The sequence below is a fragment of the Frateuria sp. genome, assembly GCF_035944355.1.
Classification (GTDB): Bacteria; Pseudomonadota; Gammaproteobacteria; order Xanthomonadales; family Rhodanobacteraceae; genus Frateuria_A.
Window position 1 is genome coordinate 110,612 of record NZ_DASZBH010000014.1, and the last position, 20,708, is coordinate 131,319.

At 67.1% G+C, this 20,708-nt stretch carries 41 protein-coding genes; 11 read left to right on the forward strand and 30 right to left on the reverse strand.

Going from position 1 to position 20,708, the window contains the following annotated elements; genetic code table 11:
* Positions 1 to 316: 316 nt before the first annotated feature.
* The 26 genes from VGU03_RS10905 to VGU03_RS11030 form a co-directional block, all read right to left on the reverse strand.
* Positions 317 to 1,105, reverse strand: a complete 789-nt coding sequence (locus VGU03_RS10905; RefSeq protein ID WP_327480437.1) for a phage minor head protein — start codon at positions 1,103 to 1,105, stop codon at positions 317 to 319.
* Positions 1,086 to 2,594, reverse strand: coding sequence for a DUF1073 domain-containing protein (locus VGU03_RS10910; protein ID WP_327480439.1), 1,509 nt, complete (start codon positions 2,592 to 2,594; stop codon positions 1,086 to 1,088). The genes VGU03_RS10905 and VGU03_RS10910 overlap by 20 nt, the downstream gene beginning before the upstream one ends.
* Positions 2,594 to 4,018 carry a phage terminase large subunit gene (gene terL, locus VGU03_RS10915; RefSeq protein WP_327480441.1) on the reverse strand — a complete coding sequence of 475 codons (1,425 nt, stop codon included), beginning with the start codon at positions 4,016 to 4,018 and terminating at the stop codon, positions 2,594 to 2,596. Before terL ends, VGU03_RS10910 begins: the two co-directional genes overlap by 1 nt.
* A 1-nt stretch (position 4,019) precedes the next feature.
* Positions 4,020 to 4,583 (reverse strand): hypothetical protein, encoded by a 564-nt coding sequence (locus VGU03_RS10920; RefSeq protein WP_327480443.1) that lies wholly within the window; start codon positions 4,581 to 4,583, stop codon positions 4,020 to 4,022.
* 3 nt (positions 4,584 to 4,586) lie between these two features.
* Positions 4,587 to 4,739 (reverse strand): hypothetical protein, encoded by a 153-nt coding sequence (locus VGU03_RS10925; protein ID WP_327480445.1) that lies wholly within the window; start codon positions 4,737 to 4,739, stop codon positions 4,587 to 4,589.
* A 7-nt stretch (positions 4,740 to 4,746) separates the two neighbouring features.
* On the reverse strand, positions 4,747 to 5,046 hold the full coding sequence (locus VGU03_RS10930) for a hypothetical protein (RefSeq protein WP_327480447.1): 300 nt from the start codon (positions 5,044 to 5,046) through the stop codon (positions 4,747 to 4,749).
* A 16-nt stretch (positions 5,047 to 5,062) separates the two neighbouring features.
* Positions 5,063 to 5,206: a hypothetical protein gene (locus VGU03_RS10935; RefSeq protein ID WP_327480449.1), complete on the reverse strand. Its 144-nt coding sequence runs from the start codon at positions 5,204 to 5,206 to the stop codon at positions 5,063 to 5,065.
* A 37-nt stretch (positions 5,207 to 5,243) separates the two neighbouring features.
* Complete coding sequence (locus tag VGU03_RS10940; RefSeq protein ID WP_327480451.1) at positions 5,244 to 5,531, reverse strand: hypothetical protein; 288 nt, start codon at positions 5,529 to 5,531, stop codon at positions 5,244 to 5,246.
* A complete protein-coding gene (locus VGU03_RS10945; protein ID WP_327480453.1) occupies positions 5,516 to 5,785 on the reverse strand; it encodes a hypothetical protein in 270 nt (89 codons plus the stop codon). The genes VGU03_RS10940 and VGU03_RS10945 overlap by 16 nt, the downstream gene beginning before the upstream one ends.
* A complete protein-coding gene (locus VGU03_RS10950; protein ID WP_327480455.1) occupies positions 5,782 to 6,102 on the reverse strand; it encodes a peptidase M48, Ste24p in 321 nt (106 codons plus the stop codon). Before VGU03_RS10950 ends, VGU03_RS10945 begins: the two co-directional genes overlap by 4 nt.
* Positions 6,099 to 6,626: a hypothetical protein gene (locus VGU03_RS10955; RefSeq protein ID WP_327480457.1), complete on the reverse strand. Its 528-nt coding sequence runs from the start codon at positions 6,624 to 6,626 to the stop codon at positions 6,099 to 6,101. The genes VGU03_RS10950 and VGU03_RS10955 overlap by 4 nt, the downstream gene beginning before the upstream one ends.
* Before the next feature lie 67 nt (positions 6,627 to 6,693).
* Positions 6,694 to 6,942, reverse strand: coding sequence for a hypothetical protein (locus VGU03_RS10960; protein WP_327480459.1), 249 nt, complete (start codon positions 6,940 to 6,942; stop codon positions 6,694 to 6,696).
* A 181-nt stretch (positions 6,943 to 7,123) separates the two neighbouring features.
* A complete protein-coding gene (locus tag VGU03_RS10965; protein ID WP_327480461.1) occupies positions 7,124 to 7,780 on the reverse strand; it encodes a hypothetical protein in 657 nt (218 codons plus the stop codon).
* Positions 7,762 to 7,995, reverse strand: coding sequence for a hypothetical protein (locus VGU03_RS10970; RefSeq protein ID WP_327480463.1), 234 nt, complete (start codon positions 7,993 to 7,995; stop codon positions 7,762 to 7,764). Before VGU03_RS10970 ends, VGU03_RS10965 begins: the two co-directional genes overlap by 19 nt.
* Positions 7,988 to 8,194, reverse strand: a complete 207-nt coding sequence (locus tag VGU03_RS10975; protein WP_327480465.1) for a hypothetical protein — start codon at positions 8,192 to 8,194, stop codon at positions 7,988 to 7,990. Before VGU03_RS10975 ends, VGU03_RS10970 begins: the two co-directional genes overlap by 8 nt.
* Positions 8,187 to 8,348: a hypothetical protein gene (locus VGU03_RS10980; RefSeq protein ID WP_327480467.1), complete on the reverse strand. Its 162-nt coding sequence runs from the start codon at positions 8,346 to 8,348 to the stop codon at positions 8,187 to 8,189. The genes VGU03_RS10975 and VGU03_RS10980 overlap by 8 nt, the downstream gene beginning before the upstream one ends.
* Entirely contained in the window at positions 8,345 to 9,181 is an 837-nt protein-coding gene (locus VGU03_RS10985) for a DNA adenine methylase (RefSeq protein ID WP_327480469.1), read from the reverse strand. The genes VGU03_RS10980 and VGU03_RS10985 overlap by 4 nt, the downstream gene beginning before the upstream one ends.
* The gene (locus tag VGU03_RS10990) at positions 9,178 to 9,636 is read right to left on the reverse strand and encodes a RusA family crossover junction endodeoxyribonuclease (RefSeq protein WP_327480471.1); all 459 of its coding nucleotides are present in this window, start codon (positions 9,634 to 9,636) and stop codon (positions 9,178 to 9,180) included. Before VGU03_RS10990 ends, VGU03_RS10985 begins: the two co-directional genes overlap by 4 nt.
* Positions 9,633 to 10,121 (reverse strand): HNH endonuclease, encoded by a 489-nt coding sequence (locus VGU03_RS10995; RefSeq protein ID WP_327480473.1) that lies wholly within the window; start codon positions 10,119 to 10,121, stop codon positions 9,633 to 9,635. The genes VGU03_RS10990 and VGU03_RS10995 overlap by 4 nt, the downstream gene beginning before the upstream one ends.
* On the reverse strand, positions 10,118 to 10,309 hold the full coding sequence (locus tag VGU03_RS11000; RefSeq protein WP_327480474.1) for a hypothetical protein: 192 nt from the start codon (positions 10,307 to 10,309) through the stop codon (positions 10,118 to 10,120). Before VGU03_RS11000 ends, VGU03_RS10995 begins: the two co-directional genes overlap by 4 nt.
* Entirely contained in the window at positions 10,293 to 10,697 is a 405-nt protein-coding gene (locus tag VGU03_RS11005; RefSeq protein WP_327480476.1) for a hypothetical protein, read from the reverse strand. The genes VGU03_RS11000 and VGU03_RS11005 overlap by 17 nt, the downstream gene beginning before the upstream one ends.
* The gene (locus tag VGU03_RS11010; RefSeq protein ID WP_327480477.1) at positions 10,612 to 11,460 is read right to left on the reverse strand and encodes a YdaU family protein; all 849 of its coding nucleotides are present in this window, start codon (positions 11,458 to 11,460) and stop codon (positions 10,612 to 10,614) included. Before VGU03_RS11010 ends, VGU03_RS11005 begins: the two co-directional genes overlap by 86 nt.
* Positions 11,457 to 11,726 carry a hypothetical protein gene (locus tag VGU03_RS11015; protein WP_327480479.1) on the reverse strand — a complete coding sequence of 90 codons (270 nt, stop codon included), beginning with the start codon at positions 11,724 to 11,726 and terminating at the stop codon, positions 11,457 to 11,459. The genes VGU03_RS11010 and VGU03_RS11015 overlap by 4 nt, the downstream gene beginning before the upstream one ends.
* Positions 11,717 to 11,932, reverse strand: coding sequence for a hypothetical protein (locus VGU03_RS11020; RefSeq protein ID WP_327480481.1), 216 nt, complete (start codon positions 11,930 to 11,932; stop codon positions 11,717 to 11,719). The genes VGU03_RS11015 and VGU03_RS11020 overlap by 10 nt, the downstream gene beginning before the upstream one ends.
* A complete protein-coding gene (locus VGU03_RS11025) occupies positions 11,929 to 12,273 on the reverse strand; it encodes a hypothetical protein (protein ID WP_327480483.1) in 345 nt (114 codons plus the stop codon). The genes VGU03_RS11020 and VGU03_RS11025 overlap by 4 nt, the downstream gene beginning before the upstream one ends.
* Entirely contained in the window at positions 12,270 to 12,695 is a 426-nt protein-coding gene (locus VGU03_RS11030; RefSeq protein WP_327480485.1) for a hypothetical protein, read from the reverse strand. Before VGU03_RS11030 ends, VGU03_RS11025 begins: the two co-directional genes overlap by 4 nt.
* Before the next feature lie 128 nt (positions 12,696 to 12,823).
* Between VGU03_RS11030 and VGU03_RS11035 the strand changes: the two genes are divergently transcribed.
* The gene (locus VGU03_RS11035) at positions 12,824 to 13,090 is read left to right on the forward strand and encodes a hypothetical protein (protein WP_327480487.1); all 267 of its coding nucleotides are present in this window, start codon (positions 12,824 to 12,826) and stop codon (positions 13,088 to 13,090) included.
* Positions 13,091 to 13,299: 209 nt separating this feature from the next.
* On the opposite strand, the gene VGU03_RS11040 is transcribed toward VGU03_RS11035, so the two are convergent.
* Both VGU03_RS11040 and VGU03_RS11045 read right to left on the reverse strand, forming a co-directional pair.
* Positions 13,300 to 13,518, reverse strand: coding sequence for a hypothetical protein (locus VGU03_RS11040; RefSeq protein WP_327480489.1), 219 nt, complete (start codon positions 13,516 to 13,518; stop codon positions 13,300 to 13,302).
* A gap of 3 nt (positions 13,519 to 13,521) precedes the next feature.
* Complete coding sequence (locus tag VGU03_RS11045; RefSeq protein WP_327480491.1) at positions 13,522 to 13,746, reverse strand: hypothetical protein; 225 nt, start codon at positions 13,744 to 13,746, stop codon at positions 13,522 to 13,524.
* A 406-nt stretch (positions 13,747 to 14,152) separates the two neighbouring features.
* On the opposite strand from VGU03_RS11045, the gene VGU03_RS11050 reads away from it, so the two are divergent.
* Entirely contained in the window at positions 14,153 to 14,518 is a 366-nt protein-coding gene (locus VGU03_RS11050) for a hypothetical protein (protein WP_327480492.1), read from the forward strand.
* A 37-nt stretch (positions 14,519 to 14,555) separates the two neighbouring features.
* Here the strand turns inward: VGU03_RS11050 and VGU03_RS11055 are convergent, their stop codons facing one another.
* Together VGU03_RS11055 and VGU03_RS11060 are read right to left on the reverse strand one after the other, a co-directional pair.
* A complete protein-coding gene (locus VGU03_RS11055; protein WP_327480494.1) occupies positions 14,556 to 15,551 on the reverse strand; it encodes a P63C domain-containing protein in 996 nt (331 codons plus the stop codon).
* Positions 15,552 to 15,626: 75 nt separating this feature from the next.
* Positions 15,627 to 15,857, reverse strand: coding sequence for a hypothetical protein (locus VGU03_RS11060; protein WP_327480496.1), 231 nt, complete (start codon positions 15,855 to 15,857; stop codon positions 15,627 to 15,629).
* 185 nt (positions 15,858 to 16,042) lie between these two features.
* Between VGU03_RS11060 and VGU03_RS11065 the strand changes: the two genes are divergently transcribed.
* The 9 genes from VGU03_RS11065 to recT all read left to right on the forward strand — a co-directional run bounded on the left by VGU03_RS11065 (position 16,043) and on the right by recT (position 20,617).
* The gene (locus VGU03_RS11065) at positions 16,043 to 16,216 is read left to right on the forward strand and encodes a hypothetical protein (RefSeq protein ID WP_327480498.1); all 174 of its coding nucleotides are present in this window, start codon (positions 16,043 to 16,045) and stop codon (positions 16,214 to 16,216) included.
* Positions 16,213 to 16,488, forward strand: coding sequence for a hypothetical protein (locus VGU03_RS11070; protein ID WP_327480500.1), 276 nt, complete (start codon positions 16,213 to 16,215; stop codon positions 16,486 to 16,488). The genes VGU03_RS11065 and VGU03_RS11070 overlap by 4 nt, the downstream gene beginning before the upstream one ends.
* On the forward strand, positions 16,485 to 16,841 hold the full coding sequence (locus VGU03_RS11075; RefSeq protein WP_327480502.1) for a hypothetical protein: 357 nt from the start codon (positions 16,485 to 16,487) through the stop codon (positions 16,839 to 16,841). The genes VGU03_RS11070 and VGU03_RS11075 overlap by 4 nt, the downstream gene beginning before the upstream one ends.
* Positions 16,841 to 17,059 (forward strand): hypothetical protein, encoded by a 219-nt coding sequence (locus VGU03_RS11080; RefSeq protein WP_327480504.1) that lies wholly within the window; start codon positions 16,841 to 16,843, stop codon positions 17,057 to 17,059. Before VGU03_RS11075 ends, VGU03_RS11080 begins: the two co-directional genes overlap by 1 nt.
* The gene (locus tag VGU03_RS11085) at positions 17,059 to 17,238 is read left to right on the forward strand and encodes a hypothetical protein (RefSeq protein ID WP_327480506.1); all 180 of its coding nucleotides are present in this window, start codon (positions 17,059 to 17,061) and stop codon (positions 17,236 to 17,238) included. Before VGU03_RS11080 ends, VGU03_RS11085 begins: the two co-directional genes overlap by 1 nt.
* Positions 17,235 to 17,429, forward strand: a complete 195-nt coding sequence (locus tag VGU03_RS11090; protein ID WP_327480508.1) for a hypothetical protein — start codon at positions 17,235 to 17,237, stop codon at positions 17,427 to 17,429. Before VGU03_RS11085 ends, VGU03_RS11090 begins: the two co-directional genes overlap by 4 nt.
* A 44-nt stretch (positions 17,430 to 17,473) precedes the next feature.
* Entirely contained in the window at positions 17,474 to 18,622 is a 1,149-nt protein-coding gene (locus tag VGU03_RS11095) for a DUF1351 domain-containing protein (protein ID WP_327480510.1), read from the forward strand.
* A gap of 97 nt (positions 18,623 to 18,719) precedes the next feature.
* Complete coding sequence (locus VGU03_RS11100; RefSeq protein ID WP_327480512.1) at positions 18,720 to 19,559, forward strand: YqaJ viral recombinase family protein; 840 nt, start codon at positions 18,720 to 18,722, stop codon at positions 19,557 to 19,559.
* Between the two features lie 20 nt (positions 19,560 to 19,579).
* Positions 19,580 to 20,617 (forward strand): recombination protein RecT, encoded by a 1,038-nt coding sequence (recT, locus tag VGU03_RS11105; protein ID WP_327480514.1) that lies wholly within the window; start codon positions 19,580 to 19,582, stop codon positions 20,615 to 20,617.
* Positions 20,618 to 20,708 lie beyond the last annotated feature (91 nt).

A 20,708-nucleotide genomic window follows, 5' to 3' on the forward strand; every position in this document is an offset into this window, starting at 1 on the left:
AATAAAAAAAGCCCGCACTAGGCGGGCTTTGTGGTTTGTTGCTGATCATTATTTACGACGGCGAAACTTTCTCACACACCGCCCAACTTTGTATGTTTCCACCATTAACTCGCGTCTCGACATGCACGAGTCGGAATCCGTCGTCCTTCATTTTCTGCAAATCATGGATCGTTATTGGGCGACCAGGCTCGACGCGGAAGTAAGCGAAGTCCTTTGTTTCTTCGATGATGGTGTAAGGAACTACAGCTTCACTCGATGGCTTAGATTTTCCCCACATCATCTGACTCCGACGAAATCGTTACCCGGCATAATACGCCTACGCGTCGAAGCCGGGAATGACCGGCGCCCAGGTACAGCGGCAGTTGATCTCCTCGCCCGGCATCACCCACTTGCCGTCGAGGAACAGGCCCTTGGCCAGCTCGAAGGTGGTCCCGCTGGCCTTCAGGTGCGCCGGCCGCGGGTGCTTGCCGCCGAGGGAGTGCTTCCAGACTCCCTCGGTGATGCCCAGGGCCTTCTGGCGCGCGGCGGTGAGCGTGCTGGTGGCCTTGTTGTTCTGGTCGCGAGCGATCAGCGCCGCGCGCCGCCGAGTCACGCCATAGCGTGCTTCCAGCTCCTTCGTCAGCGTGCCCAGGTCGCGCCCGCGCGCCACCGAGCGCATCACCAGCCCCTCGACCTCCGTCAGGTGCTGTTCGGCGATGGACTTGATCAGGCCCACCTGCTCGCCGATGACCGCCTGGTAGGCGTTCTGCATGTCGGTGGTCATGGTGAACTTGACCGTGAAGCCCTCGCCCTTCACCCCGGCCCGCAGCCCGGCATCGGCATGGGAGAGCACGCGCTCGGCGATGCGTCGGCTGAGCGAGTCCGCCAGCTTGTCGAACACCCATTGCCAGCGGTGTGCGAGCTTGCGCAGCGAGCCGCGCATCGCCAGCGTGGCGCCGCCATCGGCATCCATCGCCAAGCCCTGCGCCTTGTATTCGGCGCTGAGCCAGTACACCAGCGACTGGTGCATCTCGCGGATGTGCTTGTCCAGTTGGCGCCGGTACCACGCCTGCAGCCCTGCGTTCGGGCGCACCGGGCGCAGGGTCTTAGGCTTTGGGCTGGGCACCGACCTCGTCCTCGCCGTCCTCGCCCAGGTCCTCGCGCTCCTCCAGCCCGTGGTACGGGCTATCCGGATCGGCCGCCAGCCGCTTGCGCGCCTCTTCCTGCGTGATCACGCCCGCATCGATGAGCACCTGATCGGTGTCCGCGTCCGCCTTGCGCACCTGCGCCTGCTCGAGGTCGCTCAGCTGATGCAGCGGCTCGAACATGAAGTCGATGTCCGGATCAATCTCGCCGAACTCCGACAGCTGGATCAGGTCGATCGCGCGCTTGAGCGGCTCGCGGTGCAGCTCTTGCTGGGAGTGCACGTAGTCGTAGAACACCCGGATCTCACCCTCGCTGGAGGCGTTCAGGCCGGTGGGCGTGATGCCCAGCAGCTTGACCAGCGGGATATTGGACACCGACGCCATCTGCTCCTGCGCCTGAGCCTGCAGGGCGTCCAGGCCGGACAGCGGCGTGTTGAACTGGAAGAAGTCCTCGGACTCCATGTCCAGCAGCATCAGGCCGCGGTTATCGCGCACGCGGTTGAACAGCTCCGCGCGGTTGATCAGTTGCGTGCCGGATTCGCCGGCCAGGGTCGAATCGAGGCTGGTCTTCAGGCCCGACACCGAAAACGAGTGCACGATGTCGGACACGCTGTTGCGCGTGCGGATCCAGTGCTCGACGTAGGGCTCGGCCAGCTGGGACATGCTCAGGCCGCCGAAACTGTAGGCCGCCTTCAGCAGATCCGGCACCGGGCGCGAGATGAACATCAGCATCCGGCTGGCGTGCACCGTCTTGCCCATCACATACCAGCTGAATGGCTGGTAGAAGTCCTTGGCCAGCGGGTTGGTCGAGTTGTAGAGGCCCGGATAGGTCCACATGGGCTCGACCAGTCGGAAGGCGACCAGCGATCCCTTGGGAAGCTTCTTGTTCGACAGGGAGAGCAGCGTTTGAAGCTCGGCATCGTCGTCGCTGGCCAGCGCACCGCCGGGCTTCTTGACCTCGACGTAGAGCTGTCCGCGGCCGAAGTAGCCGTCGTGCTCTACGGCCTGGCGGAAGTGCTCGCGCAGCTTGAAGCGGCGGATGGCGGCGTCCAGCTGCTGGATCCGCTCGGACTTGTCCTCCTCACCGCTCGCCCGCAGGCAGATCCACTTGCGGGTCATCTCCTCGGCCAGTGTGGCCACCATCTTGCGGTACTCGGGCCGCTGCGCCATCTGCGCGAGGTACGGGTAGCCGGGGAAGTGGTTCTGGCAGCCGAACGCGCCCAGGCCGCCGACATAGCCATAGGGCGTGGCGTCCTGCGCCATCGTCGCCTCCAGGCGGTCGGCCGGCACAACGCCAGGCGCCGGCTGGTACGTCACCAGCTCGCGCGCCGGGGCGGTTGGCGCCGGTTGCGCCAGCAGGGAAGCCAGCAGGGTCGGGCTGATGCGGAGCGCCTTCTTCTCGGTCGCCTTGGGCGCACCCTTCCCCGCCGGCCGCTTGTTGGCGCCCGTTTTTGCCTTGCGTGCGGTCATCAGGCTCGCCTGAGCAGTTCGTCAGAGATGGACAGCGGCCCCGCCTTCGCGGTCAGCTGGTTGAAGGCGCGACTGCCGGCGTCTACCTGGTCGTCGTGCGCGCCGTTGGGGAACACCCGCATCTCTGCGACCAGCGCGTCATTCCACGGCGCCTTGAGCATGCTCACGTTCCCCACGTTGATCTGCGCGGCCATCGGCTCGGCGCGGGTCACCTTGTCGCCCGTCTCCGGACTGGAGGTCACCCTGTAGCCGGCCAGCTTCTTCGTCAGGTAGAGCACCTGCGATTTGCCGGCCTGCCCCGGGTCCTGCGGGATCGAGATTCGCACCGCCTTGCCGTCGCGCGCGGCGGTGTTGACGATGCAGGCCTCCACCTCGTCGGGCGTGCCGCGCATGCGCACCACGTCGGCGATGTAGAACCGGCCGGCCGCGTCCTTGCCCCACTTCTTGCCCACGGTCCAGTCCGGATCGCTGCCCGCCTTGGGCGCGCTCGAGGCGAGGTCCCAGGCCCGCACCCAGCGGATGCCCTCCGCCGGCAGCGCGTCGACCACCTCCAGGCGGTCGGGCTTGATGATGTTGCCCTCGGGTGCGGAGGGCGCCTGCTGGTACTGCCCGGCGAACGTGTAGGGCGCCGCGGTCTGCATGCGCTGCAGCATGGCCAGGTCGTGCTTCTCCGGCCACAGCGCATTGCCCTCCGCCGTGATCGCCGGCAGGCAGACATGCTCCCACGTCTCGCCGTTGCCGCCGTCCAGCAACCACCCCGCCAGGTCGCGCTCGTGCAGGCGCTGCATGATCAGGATGATGGGCGTCTTGCCCGGGTAGTTCTGGCGGCTCTCCAGCGTGTTCTGGAACCACTCGATCACGCCGTTTCGGACAGTGTCGCTGCGCGCCTCGTCGGCCTTGTGCGGGTCGTCAATGATGATGGCGCCGCCGAAGCCCTCCCGGTGCTTGCCCGCGCCGTAGCCGGTGATCGTGCCGCCGTCGCCGACCGCGTAGACGCAGCCACCGGCCGTGGTGCGCCACTCGTCCTTCGCGGCGCTGTCCTGGCGCAGCACCGTCTCCGGGAAAATCTCCCGGTAGGCCGACGACTGCACCAGCTCGCGGGTCTGCCAGGCGTTGCCGGTGGCGAGCTTGCCCGAGTAGCTGGTGTGGATGAACTCCGCGTCCGGCACCTGCCCCAGCGCCCAGGCCATGAAGTTGACCACCGCCAGCTCCGTCTTGGAGTAGCGCGGCGGGATATTGATGATCAGGCGCGTGCACTCACCCGAGAACACCCGCATCAGCGCGTCGCAGACGATCGCGTGGTGCCGGGCCCGCTGCCAGGCGAAGCCCTTGCGCTGAAGGAACATCCAGCGGGCGAACGTGTAGAGGTCGGCGCCGGCCGCGTACACGGCCGCGGCGCGCTCCTTCGGCGTCAGCGCCAGCACGTCAGAACTTCTCGGTGACGGCCTGCACCACCTCACGCAGCTCCTGCTTCGACATCGCCGGCGCCGGGGTCATGCTCCTGTCGCTGGAGGTGTGATCCAGCTGCTGCTTGTCGCCGTAGCGGCGCGGATCCCACTTCGCCAGCAGCTTGAGGCGCGTCTCCACCTGCAGCTTGCGGTGGCCGAGCATGTCCTCGTTTCGACGCTCGGTGACGACCAGCTTGGAACGGCCGTTCTTCGACTTGACCAGCTCGAGCTTTTCGACCACGCCCACCAGCGGCGTGTCAGCGATCACCAGCGTGTCGTGCGCGATCGCGTCGTAGCCCAGGTCGCGCGCCTCGTCGAACTGGGCCGCGATGTCCGGGTCAGCGGCGCGCCAGTCGTTGACCGTGCGCACCGGCACCTTCAGGTCGCGGCAGATCACGGCCATCGGCTCTTTGCCGGTGGCCAGGCGCGCGCAGATCTTCGGCACCAGCTTGGCGCGGTCGTACTTGCGGTCCGCCCCCCGCACGCCGGCGGGCTTGCCATTGCGCTTCGTGATCTTCTTGGCCGTGGGCTGCTTGGCCATGGATCAGGGTTCACTATGCGGCGGCCAGCGGCTGGCCGGGACGGTGGCGCGGTACGTCGGCCTGGGCTTGCGCGGCCACTCGCACCAGACGATCAGCAGCACCAGGCCCGCGAGGCTGGCGATGGCCAGCCCCGCGAATAAGTGCTCGGCTGTCATCGCCGTGTCAGAGCACGGGGGCCGGATCGGCCACGGCCTTGGGCCCGTGCTTGAACAGCCCGGCCGCATTGAACGCCGCCACCGCCGAGCCGATCACCGGCGCAAGGATGGCCTGCACGTCGGTGAGCACCTTGGTATCGGCGATGGCCGCAGCCAGGAACGCGTTGATCTGCGCCTCGGCCGCCTTGAGCTTGTCGGCGCCGGAGAGGCCGGACAGCGCCTGCTCGACGGCCTGCACGGTCTGGTTGACGAGGGTGAGGAACGAGGGGATCAGCGTCAGCGCGGTGATCAGGGCCTTGAGGTTCATGGTCGACTCCGTTGGGTTAAAGGATGACGCCGCGCCTGCGGTAGGCGTCGAGGCAATCGGCGGTTGCGCGGCGCTTGAGGGCGTTGCGCTCGGTGATACCGGCGACCTCGATCGCCCAGAGGGACTGGGCGTGGCTGTAGGCAGCGAGATCCCCAGCCATGCGCGGATACGCTGGAAGAGGCTCGAACGGGGCATGCTCATCGCACTGGATCGACGGCGTTGGCTCGGTCGACCGCGGCTTGTACGTCGTCGCGCAGCTGCACGGGATCAGCAGCAGCACCAGCAGTGGCCATCGCGGCATCGGTCCTCTCCCTTGCGTGTTCGATCGCCACCGACGCGTGCTCGCGGATGGCGGCGGTGTCGGTGTCGGCAAACGCCTGGTCATCGGCGGCGCGCTGCTGCGCGCGGGCCGCCTGCCGGTTCGTCCACCAGCCGACGAGGACGTTGACCAGGGCGCCCAGGAGGGCTTTCAGTACCGTTCCCATCGATGCGCCTCCGGCGGGTAGAGCAGCGCCATCACGCCCGCAGCCGCCATGCCGGCATGCCAGGCGATCGCCCAGCCGTGCACCTGACGACCGTGCATGGCGAGGACGATGTCGATGAACGCCCCCACGACAATCAGCACCAGCACCGCCGCGTGCGCGGGGTAATGAAGCGCCTGCAGCTGGCGCAGCGCATCACCGGCGGCCAGCAGGGCGAGCACCAGCAGGATCACGTCCAGCACCACGAGCGCGCTCATTTCGGGGCGCCTTGGTTGTCGGTGCCCGGCAGCGCCTCCGCGCGGCGCGCGACGGCGCGCTTGATCGCCGGGATGATGCTCATGGCGCACAGGCCGATCACGAAGGCAGCGCCGCTCTGCAGCTCCGGGCTGATGCTCAGCTTGGCCACAACGGCAGGCGTCAGGTAGGCCGCGGTGAGCGAGCCGACCACCACCGCCATGATCGCCTGCATGCGGGAGAGGCCTTGCACGAAGGCGAGCGAGACCACGCCACCGGCAAACCCGGCAATTGTGCTGCTCAGCTTGATGCCGAGCGCCGAGGTGACTGGCTCAGTCATACGGTGGTCCGCCAGGTCGCGAGGACCGCGTTCGTTGCATCGACGTAGCTCTCGTCCCAGCGCTCGCGAATTTCCTTGCGCTGAGCCTCGTCGCCATGATCGAAGGCGCCCGGCCTCCAGGTGCGGTGGTAGTACTCCCACGCGGCTTGGCGATCGCCGAGCGCCGGCAGCGGCGCGGGGTCGGTCCAGAGGAGCAGGCGCGCGAACGCGCAGGCCAGCAGATCGTCGCTCAGGAACGCCGCATAGACGTCGCTGGCCACCGGCGCGACCGCACGCAGGCCGCAGAAGGCGCGCGCATACCCGGAGCTGGCCGGGTGCTTGAGCACCCCGGTGATGCCACCGGCCTGCTCGAACTGCCAGTAGCTGCGGGCCGGACCGCCCTGCTGCAGGCGGTGCTCGAAGCGCGACTCCTGTAGGCCAACCGCCAGCAGCAGGATGCGCGACACGACGCCGTCGAACTTGGCCGGCAGCAGGTGCGCCATCGTCTTCTCGACGATGCCGGAGCCGGTATTGATGGGTGGCATGGGAGGCTCCGTGCAACAAAAAGCCCGCTCAAGGCGGGCTGACTGGGAAGGCGGGTTGATGGCCGGGTTATTTGCCAGGGGGGCGCTTGTCGAGGCCCTTCTCGGCGAGGACCGCTGCCAGGTCGTCCTGGTGCAGGCAGTCGCACATGCAGGCGTAGCTCACCTGGCCGCCGAACATGGGAGCGATGCTGCCGTTGCAGTAGTCGTTGCCCGGCTTAGCGTCGAACAGGATGCCGCACGCGACGATGGCGCCGTTGCTGCCGAGCATGACGATTTTGTCGCCGTTGTGGGCCTCGCGGCCGTTGCGGTAGTGCATGGTCTGCTCCAGTTGGTTTGCCGCAGCCCATCGCCGCCCCTCGGGCCTTTGTGGGCGTTGTCCCGGTGAAGCGATGCGGCAAAAGGGCAACAAAAAAGCCCGCCTGGGAGGGGCGGGCTTGGGGTCACGTTCGCTTCAGTGGGCCGAAGCGGCAGAGGCATTGTAGAGGGGCAATCGGCAGTCAGGAAACTGCCGAATCCACCGCGTCAGCCATCGCCCTGCCGGCCGCCTGCACTTCGTCCGAGCAGCGGGCCAGGAGCCACTGGTACACGTCATCCCACCGCGGGTAGGACTGGTGCAGCATGCCCAGGCGTTCGGCGCGCCAGTTCGTCCCGCGCGCCGTGCGCCCCGTGCCCTCGCACCGCTCGCAGGTTCGCACCACCCCGCCGCGGCTTAGCTCGCCCCGCCCTGCGCAGTCCGGGCAGAGCCGCGGATCGCATAGTTCCTCGACCACGGCATCGCGCAGCTTCGCGTAGGTCTCGCAGAGGCTGGGCCACATGCGCGCCCGGGCGGCATCCAGCGCAGATCGGGCCAGCCGCTGGCGCTCGGCGTTGTTGCCCGCCGTCACGATACGGATCTGCGCCGTGACCATCGCGTCGGCTCGCTCCCGCCATTCGCCAAACAGGGCACCATCCAGCAGGCCGCGCAGTTCATGCGCGTTGAGCGCGGCGCCATCGGGCCACCACATCCGGCAGAGCAGCTCGCGCCCCAGGCCGGCGGGCACCATGCCTAGGGCTGCGGCAATGTCCGTGCTGGTGAGCTCCGGGATGCCACCGGAGCCGACGTCGAAGCGGACGTTCTTGGCGTTGAGTCGTGCCATCAGCTTCCCGATGTGCATGTGGATTCCCCCTTCAGTCGATCGTAATCAGGCTCAAACGCGATGCCCTTGGTCTTCATGCACAGCGGGAAGGCGCGGCCCGCGGTGCAGCCGCCCCAGTTCGTGAGTCGGTGGATGCAGTAGGCGCAGCCGCCGGCGGCGGTGACCTTCAGGCGCAGACGCCGGGCCAGGGCGCGTTCGGTGGCGAGTTCGGGGCGCGTGAGCGTCTCAACCATCGTTCGCCGCCCTCGTCAGGGCACCGGCCAGCGCGTGGTCGGCGTTGCTGTAGGGCCGCTCCACGTCGGCCCAGAGCCAGGCCAGCACCGGCTCGCGCGCCAGCACGGGCAGCTCGCGCAGCAGCTGCAGGCGGCGCGCGGCGTCGCGCTCGGACTGGATGGCGATGGCCAGCTCGAGGAAGTGCACGCACTCAGCCATGCGCCGGCTCCGGCACGGCCTCGTGCTTCTTGCACCAGTGCGGCGCCATCGGGAAGTTCCAGCCGAGGCCCTTGGCGCACTCGCCCATCGCGGCGGGTGGGTTGCTCGCGTCGGGGCGGAAGTGCTGGCAGGTGGCGCAGTGGATCGGGGTCATGCGATCAGCCTTTGCTGCTTCTGCCCATCGCTGGCGCGTTCGTTCAGCCACAGACATTCGATGCGCTCTCGGGCGCCATCGGCATGCGCCACGCGTTCGACGCGCCGCCAGCCCGCGTAGAGGTCGCAGTACAACTCGGAGGCATAGCCAGACAACACCACCGCGCCATCGAGCAACTTCAGCCCGGACGCCAGCGCCTCGTGCTGCTGGTCGGTGAGTTCGTGCTTGTACGACTTGCGGGCAAGATCGTGGTTGACCTTCGTTGATCGCGTCGAATGCACGTAGGGCGGGTCGACGTAATGCAAGGTCTCGGGGCCGTCCTGGTGCACCATCACGGCCATCGCGTCGCGCTGCTCGATCACCACGCCACGCAACCGCTCGATCAGCGCCTCGACTGCGTCGGCATAGTTCGCCCAGTCGTGCGCAGGCGTAGTGCCAGACCGGTTGCTGTTGGCACGGAATCCGGACAACTCGCCGCATGCCGCTGCGCTGCCGAACCCTTGGAAGCTGCGCAAGATGGTGCGGCGGGCCTGTTCAAGCGGATTGCAGTCAGCGATGTACGACGCGGCAAACTCGGCGCGGCTGAACGGCGTAAGGCGGATGGCCTCACGCAGTTCCGCGCCCCGATCGCGCATCACGCGAAACACGTTGACGATTTCGCCGTCCAAGTCGTTGTAGACCTCGGCATAGCTGCGCGGCTTGCGCAGCAGCACGGAGCCACCGCCACCGAAAGGCTCGACGTAGATGCGGTGCGGGGGCAGATTGGCGATGATCCACGGCGCCAGCTTCCACTTGCCACCGTGGTAGCGAACGATGGGGCGCGTCACCGTCACGCCGTCACCCCGAACAGCCCCGGCGCGATCGCCTTGCGCACGATCGGCGTGATCTCGACCACCACGCGCGCGCCGTGCTCGTCGGGCTCGCAGATCGCGCCGCTGTCGGCCTTGATCCACTTGTCATCCTCGAACGCGATGCCTTTGAGCGCGTCGTTGAGCACCTTGCGGGCGTTGTCCAGGTCCAGGCACTGCACCGTGTCGGCCCAGCCGTCCGGATCCTTGCGGGCGCGCTTCGCGTAGTCCTTAGGGCGATTCGGGAAAAGCCTTATGTCCACGCGCACGCGGCCGGCGATCGGTTCTCGTATCCCAGCCAATGCCGCCAATTGCGCAACTTCGCGCTTGTAGGCTTTCGCCTCGTCGCTTACGCAGACAATGGCTCGACTCCCGCCACGCGGGACGAAGCTCCTCCAGTACCTATTGGCACTCACGGGATATGGCAGCACGAGCCTCACAGGTGCCTCCATATCTTGCGGCGCTTGATCAGACTTACCTGCGAATTTGCGATGCCGAAACGAGCGGCAATTTGGCGTTGGCTCCCTCCGCTGGCGCGAATCTCTTTCACCTGCGCTTCGGTAAGTCGCGCCCGGCCGTTGCTTTCCCCCACTGCGGCCACTCGCCGACCTTTGGCAAACATGTCCCGCATGTTGTCGGTATGCGTGCCGAGTTGCAGGTGGCAAGGATTCACGCAGGCAGGGTTGTCGCAGAGGTGCATCACCTCTAAGCCGCGCAGACTGTCGATCGAGACACCGCGGGATTCCGCGTACACCAGGCGGTGGTGGCGATGGAGGGTTCCGCCGACACGCTTCACGCCGTATCCGGCGGCGTTTTTGGCGTAGGGGCTCACGACGCATGTCGGCCAACCCGGCGCCTCCGCCGAAGTCGAAAAAGCGGAACCGTCCTCTCGCGCGCACGCGAAGCTGGCGGGATCGGCGCTCATGCGGCGAACTCCCGTCGTGCCCTTGCGATCAGCGCGTGCCAGTAGCACCCGGCAGACAGGCCGAGCTGGAAGCGCCGGCGCAGTTCCGCGATGGTCGGCATGGGACCGGCGAGGAACAGGCCCATGCGAGCGCGCAGCACCTGGCGCGGCATGCGCTGGGAGAGCACGCGATCAGCCAAGGAAGTCATCGGCTTCCCCCTCGGGCGTCTGGAACGCCTGCGGCGGCTCGTTCAGGCCGAGCAGCTCGGTGATCTCGGCGATGGCGCGCGCACCAGCAGCACGGGCTTCGGGCCGTTCCAGCCGCTTGAGCCGGGGCTCGCCTTCCATCCGCGGCAGGGCTTCGAGGAACTCGCGGGGGGCTGGCCAGTGCGTGCAGCGAGCGGCCAGCGAGCGGAAGGCTGCGCGGAAGCGCGGAGTGTCGCGCTCCTGCTCGAACTTGCGCCCGTCCGTGATCGTTTCCAGCCAGGTCATGGCCGTGCCAGGGAGGACTTCACCGGCGGGTGTCCGATCCAAGCCGAGCGTGAGGAGCTTCTGGAAGCCCGTGAGGATTTCGTTCTTGATCCAGGTCTGATCCATGTTTCATGGCCTCCAGGGTGTGCAGTGCTTGGGCGGTCTTGCCGAGGGGTTGCTGGCCATTCGTGCGCCGCGGTGGTCCGGTCGCGATCGGCTTGGCGCCGTCGGCATGCCGTCCCCGCGCGGTGCTGATCGCGTAGGCGAACGGGTTCCGCGCGTCGGGGAATTCGAGGTAGGTGTCGCGGATTGCCTCGGGCGTGACGCCCTCGGACAACGCGGCGAGGAGATCGGGATGGCTGGCGCTGGCCCTGGCACAGCCGGCTTGCTTCAACAGCAGGCACGCGCGCCCGGCTTCGGTCCCGTCGCCCTGAGGGATCTGTGTGCGTGCCGAAAGCTTTTGCTCTTGATCTTGGTTACTGGTGTCTGGTGATTGGAGAGCATTGCCATCGCAATGCGTTCGCATTGCGTTCGCTGATGCGTTCGCATTGCGTTCGGTATGCTCGGCACGGTTGGACCAGCGAGCTTCCGCACTGCGCTTTGCCTTCTCGCGCTTCTCTGCGAAGCGGGCGATTTCCTCGTCGCAACGCTTGTGGTGCCAGCCGTCCTCCTGCTGCTGGAAAAACTCCTCCAGCACGGTTTCCACGGCGGCCTTCTCATCACGGGTACGGGCGCGGACCAGCCGCTGCAGAGCCTTGAGGTCCAAGGGCAGCGGGGCTTCAGTGTCGTAATACCGGCGGATCAGGCGTCCGTAGATGCCGTCCTCGCAGGCCGTCAGGTGCGCCGTGCCCTTCTCGTAGTCCCCGATGTGGAACTCGAAGTAGTTCATGTGGCCATCGCCCTCCGGCCGGCCGGCACGATGCCGCGGGCCTTGCGGGAGACGTCGGCGCGGCACGCCTTGCAGGCGCTCAGGATCAGGCGACCGCGATGGGTCGCCCAGAACTCGTCGGTCATCGGCAACCAAGCGTCAACGTCGTAGCCGCGGCGCGCGCACCGGGGGCAACGGAACCACTCGGCGTCCTCTGCAGAGACGCGCGCCGGTACGCCTGGGCGGCGCAGGTAGTCGGCCAGTTGGGCGATGGGGATCAGTTGCACGCGCCCTCCCGCAGCCGGTAGCGGCACGGCTTGCCGAGCGCGGCGGGCTTGAGCCGCACGACCTCCTTGCGGTTGCGCATGCCGCGCAGGCAGGCCGTGATGCCGTCGAAGGTGCTGTTCAGCTGCTCGGCGATCTCGTAGGCAGTCTTGGGGCCATCGGCCAGCACGGCCGCGACGTGCTCATGGGTTCCGCGGCGGCGCGTCATGCGATCACCAGCGAGTCCCGGATGAACTCGGCCGCGAACCGGCAGGCGTCGACCACCTCCCAGCGCTCGGGCGGCTCGACGGTGCCGGTCTTGTCGGCCAGGAACGCAGCCTCCCGGTCCAGCACCGCAGCGAAGCGGCGGGCGCGCAGGTTGGCGCTGACGGGCTGGCTGGGCAGGTGCTTGCGGATGTGGTCGACGTCGCAGCCGGCCAGGTCCAGGTCGATTCCACGCTCGAGCTCGGCTTCACGCCGGGTCAGCGTCACGTTGACGCCTACGGGCGTAGGTAGATCCTGCGGGTGCATGCGGGCGCGCGGTTTGCGCTTCGGAAAGAGGAGGGTCATGCGCGCGCTCCCATCAGTTCGCGGATGGTCCGGCGCTCGATCTCGCGCTCGGTCTCAAGGGAGGAAAGGCGCTCGCGCAGCTGGCGGTTCTCGCGCTCCACGTCCGTCTCGAAGCGGCGCAGGCTGCGCGGGTCGTAGCCGCGGCGCAGCAGCAGCGCGAACAGCGGCGCCTCGATGCCGGTGGCGTCCATCAGGGCGTCCAGCGCCTCGTCGTTGAGCCTCGCCTGCCCGGCCTTCGCCTTGGACAGCACGGCCGGGTCCACGCCGATCTCGATGGCGATCGACTTGTCCTGCAGGCCGCTGTTCTCGCAGGCGTACTGCACCGCGCGCGCTTCGCTGGACAGCTTGGCCAGGTCGGGCTCCGGGATGGTCCGGAGCGGGCGGCGAACCCTAAGGTTGAGGTCGGTTGAAACGGCGCTCATGAGAATTGCCTTCCGTTGAAGGTCGGTTTCAGGCCAAAAAAAGGGGATGGACACCACACGAAAAGGCGAAGCCCACCCGGCGGTAAGCTGGCGCTGCCAGGCAACCGACCAACACACCGGGGGACTTCGTGGAAAAATTGACCGACGACCAGCTGCGCAACGTGGTGTTGCTCGCGTACGCCTCCGAGCTGGCCATGCAAGGCGTGCTGCTGGCTCTCATACAGAGCCAGCCCGATCCGGTTGCACTACGGGCCGCGATGCAGGACAGGCTTTCCGCCATAGGCGCAAACGTTGCGCTTGGCCTCGCATCGCTCGGAGGAAACGACCAGCTCGCGACCTTGGCCGACGAGCAGATTCACCGCTGGTTGGCCGAGGCGGCCAAGCTGGCGCCGTAGGCGCGAAGGTGCGCGCCATATCCAGCGCGACGCCATCGCAAACTCCGATGTATTCCAGGAGTGGGAAGCTGGACTGGTCGCTCTGCCTATCGAAGAGCCGCCGGAAGATCTCCTCTCGGGTCAAGTCACGCTCTGTCGGCGTGTCGCGCTGGCGCAAGCTGGCCGCGATCTCCTCGCGGACGATCTCGCGGATTCGCGTCTCGTCCATCTCAGGCCGCCTCCCGCGCCCGCAGCATGTAATCGGCGAAGGAATAGGCCGCCTCGGCGTACTCGCGCATGTTCGAGTAGGAGCGATGCTTGCCATCGGGCTGCGTAGTGCCCCAGCCGCCTTTGACGACCAGGGCAGCGCCCATGCGCATAGCGATCTCGTCGCGCAAGGTCCAGGCGATCGGGTTGGCAGGCTCCGGCTTCGGGGCGGCCTTGGCCATGAGTCACCCCGCCCTCTGCTGCTGGACCGCCTCGCCCTGCCCTGCGGTCTGGGGCTGGCCGAAGATGTCCAGGTGCTGCAGCCGTACAGCAGGCGGAATGCCCCGCGACGTCCAGTTCTGCACGCGCTGGACGCCGCCGTTTGCGGGGTCGAGGTCGAGCAAGCGGGCCACCTCGGCAGGACCGCCAAGGGCTTGGATCAGAGCTGCATCGGCATGTTTCTTGGTCATGGCGTGATTACACACCATGTTTAATCCACAAGTCAACGCACCGTGTAACAACGCCTTGTTTAGTCCGCCCACAATGGCGCCCATGCAAGCCGTTGACGAAACCCATCCATCCTTTTCGCGGCTCTTGGACGCGGCCAAGCCGCATGGAGATACGCGTCCGACGGATCTAGTGAAGCGTCTCGGGGTCTCGCCCCAGACCGTGACGAACTGGAGGAAGCGAGGCGTATCGCAAGAAGGTGCTCGCCTAGCTCAACTCGCCTACGGATGTGACGCCAACGCTATCCTCGGCGAGGACCTAGGTATCCCGCTCTCAATGCGGATTCCAGAGCCAATCTCACAATATGGAGAGACCATCACCCATCCTTCACTCCGCCGCGTAGAGCGGGTGATAGTGCGGGGAGCGGCGATGGTTGACGAAGAAGGGTTTTGGCGGGAGCTGGAGGACGTGGGTAACGCCTACGTCGAGTGGCGGACGCGGCATGGGGACGAGTACGCGATCGAGATCAAATCGGATCGGTTCCATCCGGAGATCCGCCGCGGCGCGTTGGTGATCTTCTCGCCCCGCAAGGAGCTGGCGTTCAACGAGTATGCCCTGGTGCAGCTGCGCGATGGTCGCAGCACGATCCTGGAATTCCTGCGGCAGGACGGCAACCTCTACACGTTCACTGCCCTGCAGAGCGGCGGCCGGCGCGTCTCGCTCGAGACGTCACAGATCGAGCATGTGCATGCTTACGCAGGCACGGCGCCAGCGAGCGACAAGCAGCACGCATAGGCCAAAAGCAAAAGCCCCGCCGGAGCGGGGCTTAGAATTACTTGGAGGCAGGCTTTGCCGGAAGAGTGAGTGTGAACTGCACGGTCCGCTTTCCATAGTGCTCAGCAACACGCTGCCGAAGCTCAGCAATGCTACCGCAGGTCTTGGCCATGCCGACCACCTCGAAGCACCTAGAAACGAGCTGTCGCACGCCCAGGTTATCGGTTAGCTGACGATGCCAATGTATGCCTTGTGGCGGCTTGTTCTCCTTGAGGTACTTGGCTACGTCCTTATCGAGCGTGTCATACACCAGTTCGATCACTAGCTTTCCCCACCACCGCGGACGACTATGCAGGGGGCCAGCCCATTTTGTGAGGCGCCCAAACTCCTGCCATAGCTCGTCCGGGAACGTCTTTTCCCAGGCGCGCAACTCCTCGGCAATGAAGGCCCGCAATTTGACCTGCAGAGCGTCTTGCGGGCGCTCGTATTGATACCCGGTAGCCTCATCGATCAACGCGTCCAGGCCGCTGCGAATAAGGCCTGCACTGATGACCGCACACCGAATGGCGATGGCGCGCTGGCGATCAGTGAGGTCGGCGCCCTCGTGCAGTGCGCGGACATAGGCGCGCAAGATCAGCTCAAAGTTCTCGGTGGTCAGTCCACTACCTTTGAACTGGGTTCCCGGGATCGAAAACTCGACCAGTTCGGCCAGGACCAAGTCCTTGTCTATAAAAGGTCTTAGGGACGATACGCCAATGAATTTGGCCAGGTCGCCGCTGTCAGCGTCCGCTATGGATTTCACAGCCGAGCGCAGTGCGATGACTCGCTGCCCGGTGTTGAGAACATAGCATTCGATCGGCTCACCTGACAGGTCGATCTGACCAGGCCATTGCGCGAACGGCGGATCTTCCGGCGGCTCGATAGGAGGCTGCTTCTTAGCGCTCCACCTTGCGACAGCGGCCTTTCTAGATATCTCGCTTCTCGTCTGGGGCGCCAAGCTCTTAGCGCGAGCGACGCCACCCTTGGCGCGACCCTTAGGGCTTTCAATGTCCATGCAACACCTCTCTCGTGAAGGTGCAGACATGCTTGCATGAAGCACGCACGCATTGCAAGCATGATGCGTGCGTATTTACGCCAGCTCCGGCACCTCGCCCGCCGTGAACAGCACCCGCGGTTGCCCATAGTCCCCGCCCTCCTCGTCCACGTCCATGCTGTAGGCCACCACGCCCGCATGGGCGCTGGCCAACAACTCAGCTCGCCGCGAAGCCTCCTGCCCTGTCTTGTACTGCAGCGCCTGCCGCGGCATTAGCCCGCGCTTGATGCGATCGAACGGCTGCACGATGTGGATCGTCTCTCTCATTGCCCTGCTCCAGCCTGGTGGAGGGCATGGTGGCGGGCGGCTGTTGCAGGGGTTGCGACGGCCCTGGGGCAAGGTTTGCTACCACGGGCGAACCGAAATTACACATTTCTCTAAACATGGTGTTGACTCCGTAGTACACGTGGTGTTTAATCTCCCCATCGCCTTCACAGGCCGGGGAGAACGTCATGCCGCAGGAAGTCACCGCCCTCCGCACACCCGTCTCGTGCCTGTCCATGGCTCGGGTTTCCATCGCCAATGCGGCGTGGTTCAAGCGCGGCGGCAACCTTGAGCAGTGCCGCCTGAGCCTGGCCAGCGCCCGGTTCTTCATCGGGCTGGCGCGCAAGCGGTGGGCTGCATGAGCGCGCCGGTTGATGTGCTGCGCGTGATGCAGCATGCGGTGAGCGTGCTGCACGGAACGGCCGACGATGGCGCGGACACCCGCCGTTATGCAGATGCGTTGCATGCCGCCAAAGGTGCCGTGGCCGAGCTGATCGAGGCGGGCATCGGTGTGCACGCGGCCTGCCGCGACGGGAAAGAGCCTGATCTGATCGCGCTCGCTGATGCGCTGGATGGTGTCGGCGCCAAGGCCGCTCGGAAAGCCGCCCTCGCCCGCATCGGCGGTGCCAAATGAGCGCCCCGACCCTCCGCCAGCGCCGCGCGCTGCACCTGGTCGCCCAGCACCCGAGCGTGCGGGCCTACCAGCAGACCCAGCGGGCGCACTACGAGGACCAGCTGGGCGCCCTGCGTTACGAGCAGGAGCGCGCCGCGCGGATCGATGCCGAGCTGCAGGCCCAGGCCTTGCTGGACCGGGTGCGCGCGGCTGGCCAGACGGGGTGCGCGGAGCCGACCGAGCGTGAGCTGGCCCTGGCCGAGGTCGTCCGCATCGTGTCCGTGGGTCTGCTGGCCATCACCGTCATGCTCGCCTTCGGCTGGCTGCTGGCGCCCTTCGTGGCGCGCGTCCTGGTCGCGGCGGGCGTGCTGTGATGTGGCGCCCCACCGTCACGTCCAAGCCCTACGACTTCATCGCGTCGGCCCACCGTTCGCGGCTGCAGGCGAAGTGGCGCTTGTTCCAGGCGCGCCGCCGGCCGTGGAAGTACACCCAGGGCGAGTTGGCTCTGCTGGAGCGCAACGTCGCCTACTACGACCAGATCCTGCCGCAGTGGCGCGACGACAAGGCGGTCGCCGCCATGAGGACCGCGTGATGTCCGGCCTCGACCTTTCCGGTATCCCGGCCTCCGAGCTCGCGCCCGTGCTCGACGAAATGGCGCGCCTGTTGCGGGTGGTCCCTCTTTCCAGCTTGCCGGCGGCGGCGGAGGCGTACACCCCTCCCTGCGCCGAAGCCGTCGCCGGCATCCCTTCTACGCGAGGAGCCGCCGCATGAATGCCGTCGTCGCTGAAAAGCCGCAGCCGTTCGTTCCGTGGGGCCCGTTGTCGCCGCCGGTCAATCCGGAGGAAACGCGGATCCGCTACCTCGCGCAATCGGTCCTCTCCGGTCCCGAGCTGGGCCAGTGCCCGCCTCTGACGCTCGACCAGGCGCTCGACGTCCTGCGCTGGGCCGGCCGGCTCCCGTAACCCCTTCTTTCAACACGCCGGCGGGAAGCCGGCAAAGGATTCCCATGAACGCCCAACCCATCGAAAAGAACGCCGGCAGCAACCTCACCGCGATCGCCGAGTACACCGACACCGCGGCGGGCCTGGCCGAATTGCGCCAGAAGCACCAGGGCGTCGTCTACGACGTGACGGTCCCGAAGCAGATGAAGGCCGCCAAGGAGGCGCGCGCCGAGTTGCGCACCCTGCGCACAACGCTGGAAAAGACCCGCAAGGAGATCAAGGCGCCGGCGCTGGAGCGCTGCCGGATGATCGACGAGGAGGCCAAGCGCATCACCGCCGAGATCGTCGCGCTCGAGGAGCCGATCGACATCCAGATCAAGGCCGAGGAAGCGCGCGCCGAGTCCGAACGCCTGCAGAAGCTGGAGGCCGAGCGCCTGCGCGTGGAGGCGATCCAACAGAAGATCCAGGCGATCCGCGACGTGCCCGCCGGCCTGGTGGGCAAGCCCAGCGTGATCATCGCCGGGCAGCTCGCGAAGCTGGAGGCCGAGCAGCTGGACGAGGAGGAGTTCGCCGAATTCTTCGACATCGGCCGCGATGCGCTGGACGCCACGATCGGGCGCGTGAAGCAGCTGCTCGACGCCCAGCGCGACCACGAGGCCGAGCAGAAGCGCATCGAGGCCGAGCGCGCCGAGCTGGCCCGGCTGCGCGAGGAAGCCGAAGCCCGGCGCCGCGCCGACGAGGAGAAGGCGGCGGCCGAGCGTGCCGAGCAGGACCGGCTGGCCCGCGAGCAGCGCGAGCGTGAGGCCGCAGCCCAGCGCGAGCGCGAAGAAGCCGAGCGCGCCGAGCGCCAGCGGCAGGAAGACGAGGCCCGCGCTGCCCGCGAGGAGCAGGAGCGCGCCGAGCGCGAGGAACAGGAGCGGGTCCGCCAGCAGCAGGAAGCCGAGCTGCAGGCCGAGCGCGAGCGCCAGGCCGCCGAGCAGCGGCGTCTGGACGAGGAAGCCCAGCGCCTGCAGCGCGAGCGCGAGGAAGCGGCCGTGCGCGCCGAGGCCGAGCGCGTCGCGAAGATGTCGCTGGTCGAGGCTGCAAACGACGCGCACGTCCTGCTGTGCACGCTGGCGCCGACCAACGCGGCGACGGTGCGGCTGGGCAAGGTGCTCAAGCGCGAGGCCGCTGGCCAGGCGCCGGCGCGCGGCAAGAAGGCCGCCAACGGATGAAGTGGCTGATGAACCCGGACAACAATCCGACGATGCTGGCCATCGCGCTGGCGGTGTGTGCCGCATGCGTACTCATCAGCTTCGCTGCCTCCGCGCCATGAACGCCCAGCTCGCGCCCCTCAGCCCGACCCGCGGCTACCTGGGCGGCGGTAACGTGGCCGGCATTCTCGGCGTGTCGCCGTTCAAGTCGCCGCTCGACGAGTACCTGACGATCACCTCGGAGCAGGCGGAGGAGATCAGCCCGGCACAGCGCCGCTTCTTCGAGCGCCGCAAGGCGCTGGAACCGTTCGCGGCCGCGTGCTTCGAGGAAGCGACCGGGCTTCGGATTATCAAGCGCAATGAACGGTACACGGATGCCCATTATCCGTGGATGCGCGCGGAGCTGGACTTCGAAACGGAAGACGGCGCCAGTGGCGAGTGCAAGACCGTGCACCCGAACGCAGTGCGCGACTGGGGCGATCCCGACCTCGACGAAGAGCCGCCGATGTACGTCACCGCCCAGGTGATGTGGGGCTTGGGCGTCACCGGTCGATCGCACGCCTACGTGCACGCGCTGGTGGGCCTCGATGACGACCGGATCTATCGCATCGAGCGCGACGAGACCCTGATCGCGAACATCCGCGCGCACGCGGCCCGGTTCTGGAAATACCACATCGAGCCGCGCCGACCGCCGCAGCCGGTGAACGCCGACGACGTGCTGCGCCTGTACGCGCGCGACAGCGGCCGAGCCGTCGAGGCCGACGCCGAGATCCGCGCGGCGCTCGAAACGCTGACGCGCGCGCGCAGCCAGCGGCAGCTGCTGGAGGCCGAGCACGACGCCGCTGCCTTCCGCATCAAGGCGTTCATGCGCGACGCCACGACGCTGCTGGTCGCCGGCCAGCCCGCACTCACCTGGAAAGCCCGCGCCGATGGCGTGCGCGTCTTCCGCCTGAAGTAAACCCCACGAGGAGCACCACCATGGCAGCACGCAACGCACTCCAGAACCATCTGCAGGACCAGGCGGCGAAGCCCGGCACCGAGGTAGCCAAGCACGAGAAGCCCAAGACGATCGCCGGCCTGCTGACCGATCCGGCGATCAAACAGCAGATGCAGCTGGCGCTGCCCAAGCACATGACCGCCGAGCGCCTCGCGCGTATCGCGCTCACCGAAGTGCGCAAGGTGCCGAAGCTGGCGCAGTGCGACCAGACCTCCTTCCTCGGCGCAATCATGCAGTGCGCAGCGCTCGGTCTGGAGCCCGGCGGCGCGCTCGGCCACTGCTACATGATCCCGTTCGAGAACCGCCGGGCCAACCGCACGGAAGTGCAGTTCATCATCGGCTACCGCGGCATGCTCGACCTGGCCCGCCGCTCCGGCCAGATCGTCAGCCTGGAGGCGCGCACGGTCCACGCGAAGGACCAGTTCGACGTCGAGCTGGGCCTCGACTCCAAGCTGATCCACCGTCCCGACTGGCACGCCGCCGACCGCGGCCCGGTCACGTTCGTCTACGCCGTGGCCAAGCTCAAGGACGGCGGCACGCAGTTCGAGGTGATGAGCCGCGCGGACATCGAGCGCGTGCGCAACGAATCGCAGGGCTACAAGACCGCCGTGCGCTTCGCCAAACCCGGGCAGGAACCGAACACCCCGTGGGCCTCGCATTTCGAGGAGATGGCCAAGAAGACCGTCATCCGCCGCCTCTTCAAGTACCTGCCCGTGTCGATCGAGATCCAGCGCGCCGTGGGACTGGACGAGCAGGCGGACGCCGGCCTTCCCCAGGACAACCCGCTGGTGATCGAGGGCGATTACCACGCCGTCGATCGCGCGGGCGATGGCGCCGAGCCGGGTTCGCAGGCCGAGCAGGACGGCATCACGTCCGAAGAGATTCGTGACGCCCTCAACGCCGCCACGGACCGCGACCAACTCGATGCCGCGGCCGACCTCGCGAACCTGTTGCCGGAGCCCGAGCGCAAGCCGCTGCTGGAGCTTTGGAACGAGCGCTGCCAGCAGATCGCGGCGTAACCGAACACCCCAGCGAGAGCCGGCTGCTCTGCCCCTCGACGAAGCCCTGGCCCGGTCCAGGTAGCGGCGAGGACCAGCACCAGCGCGGGAC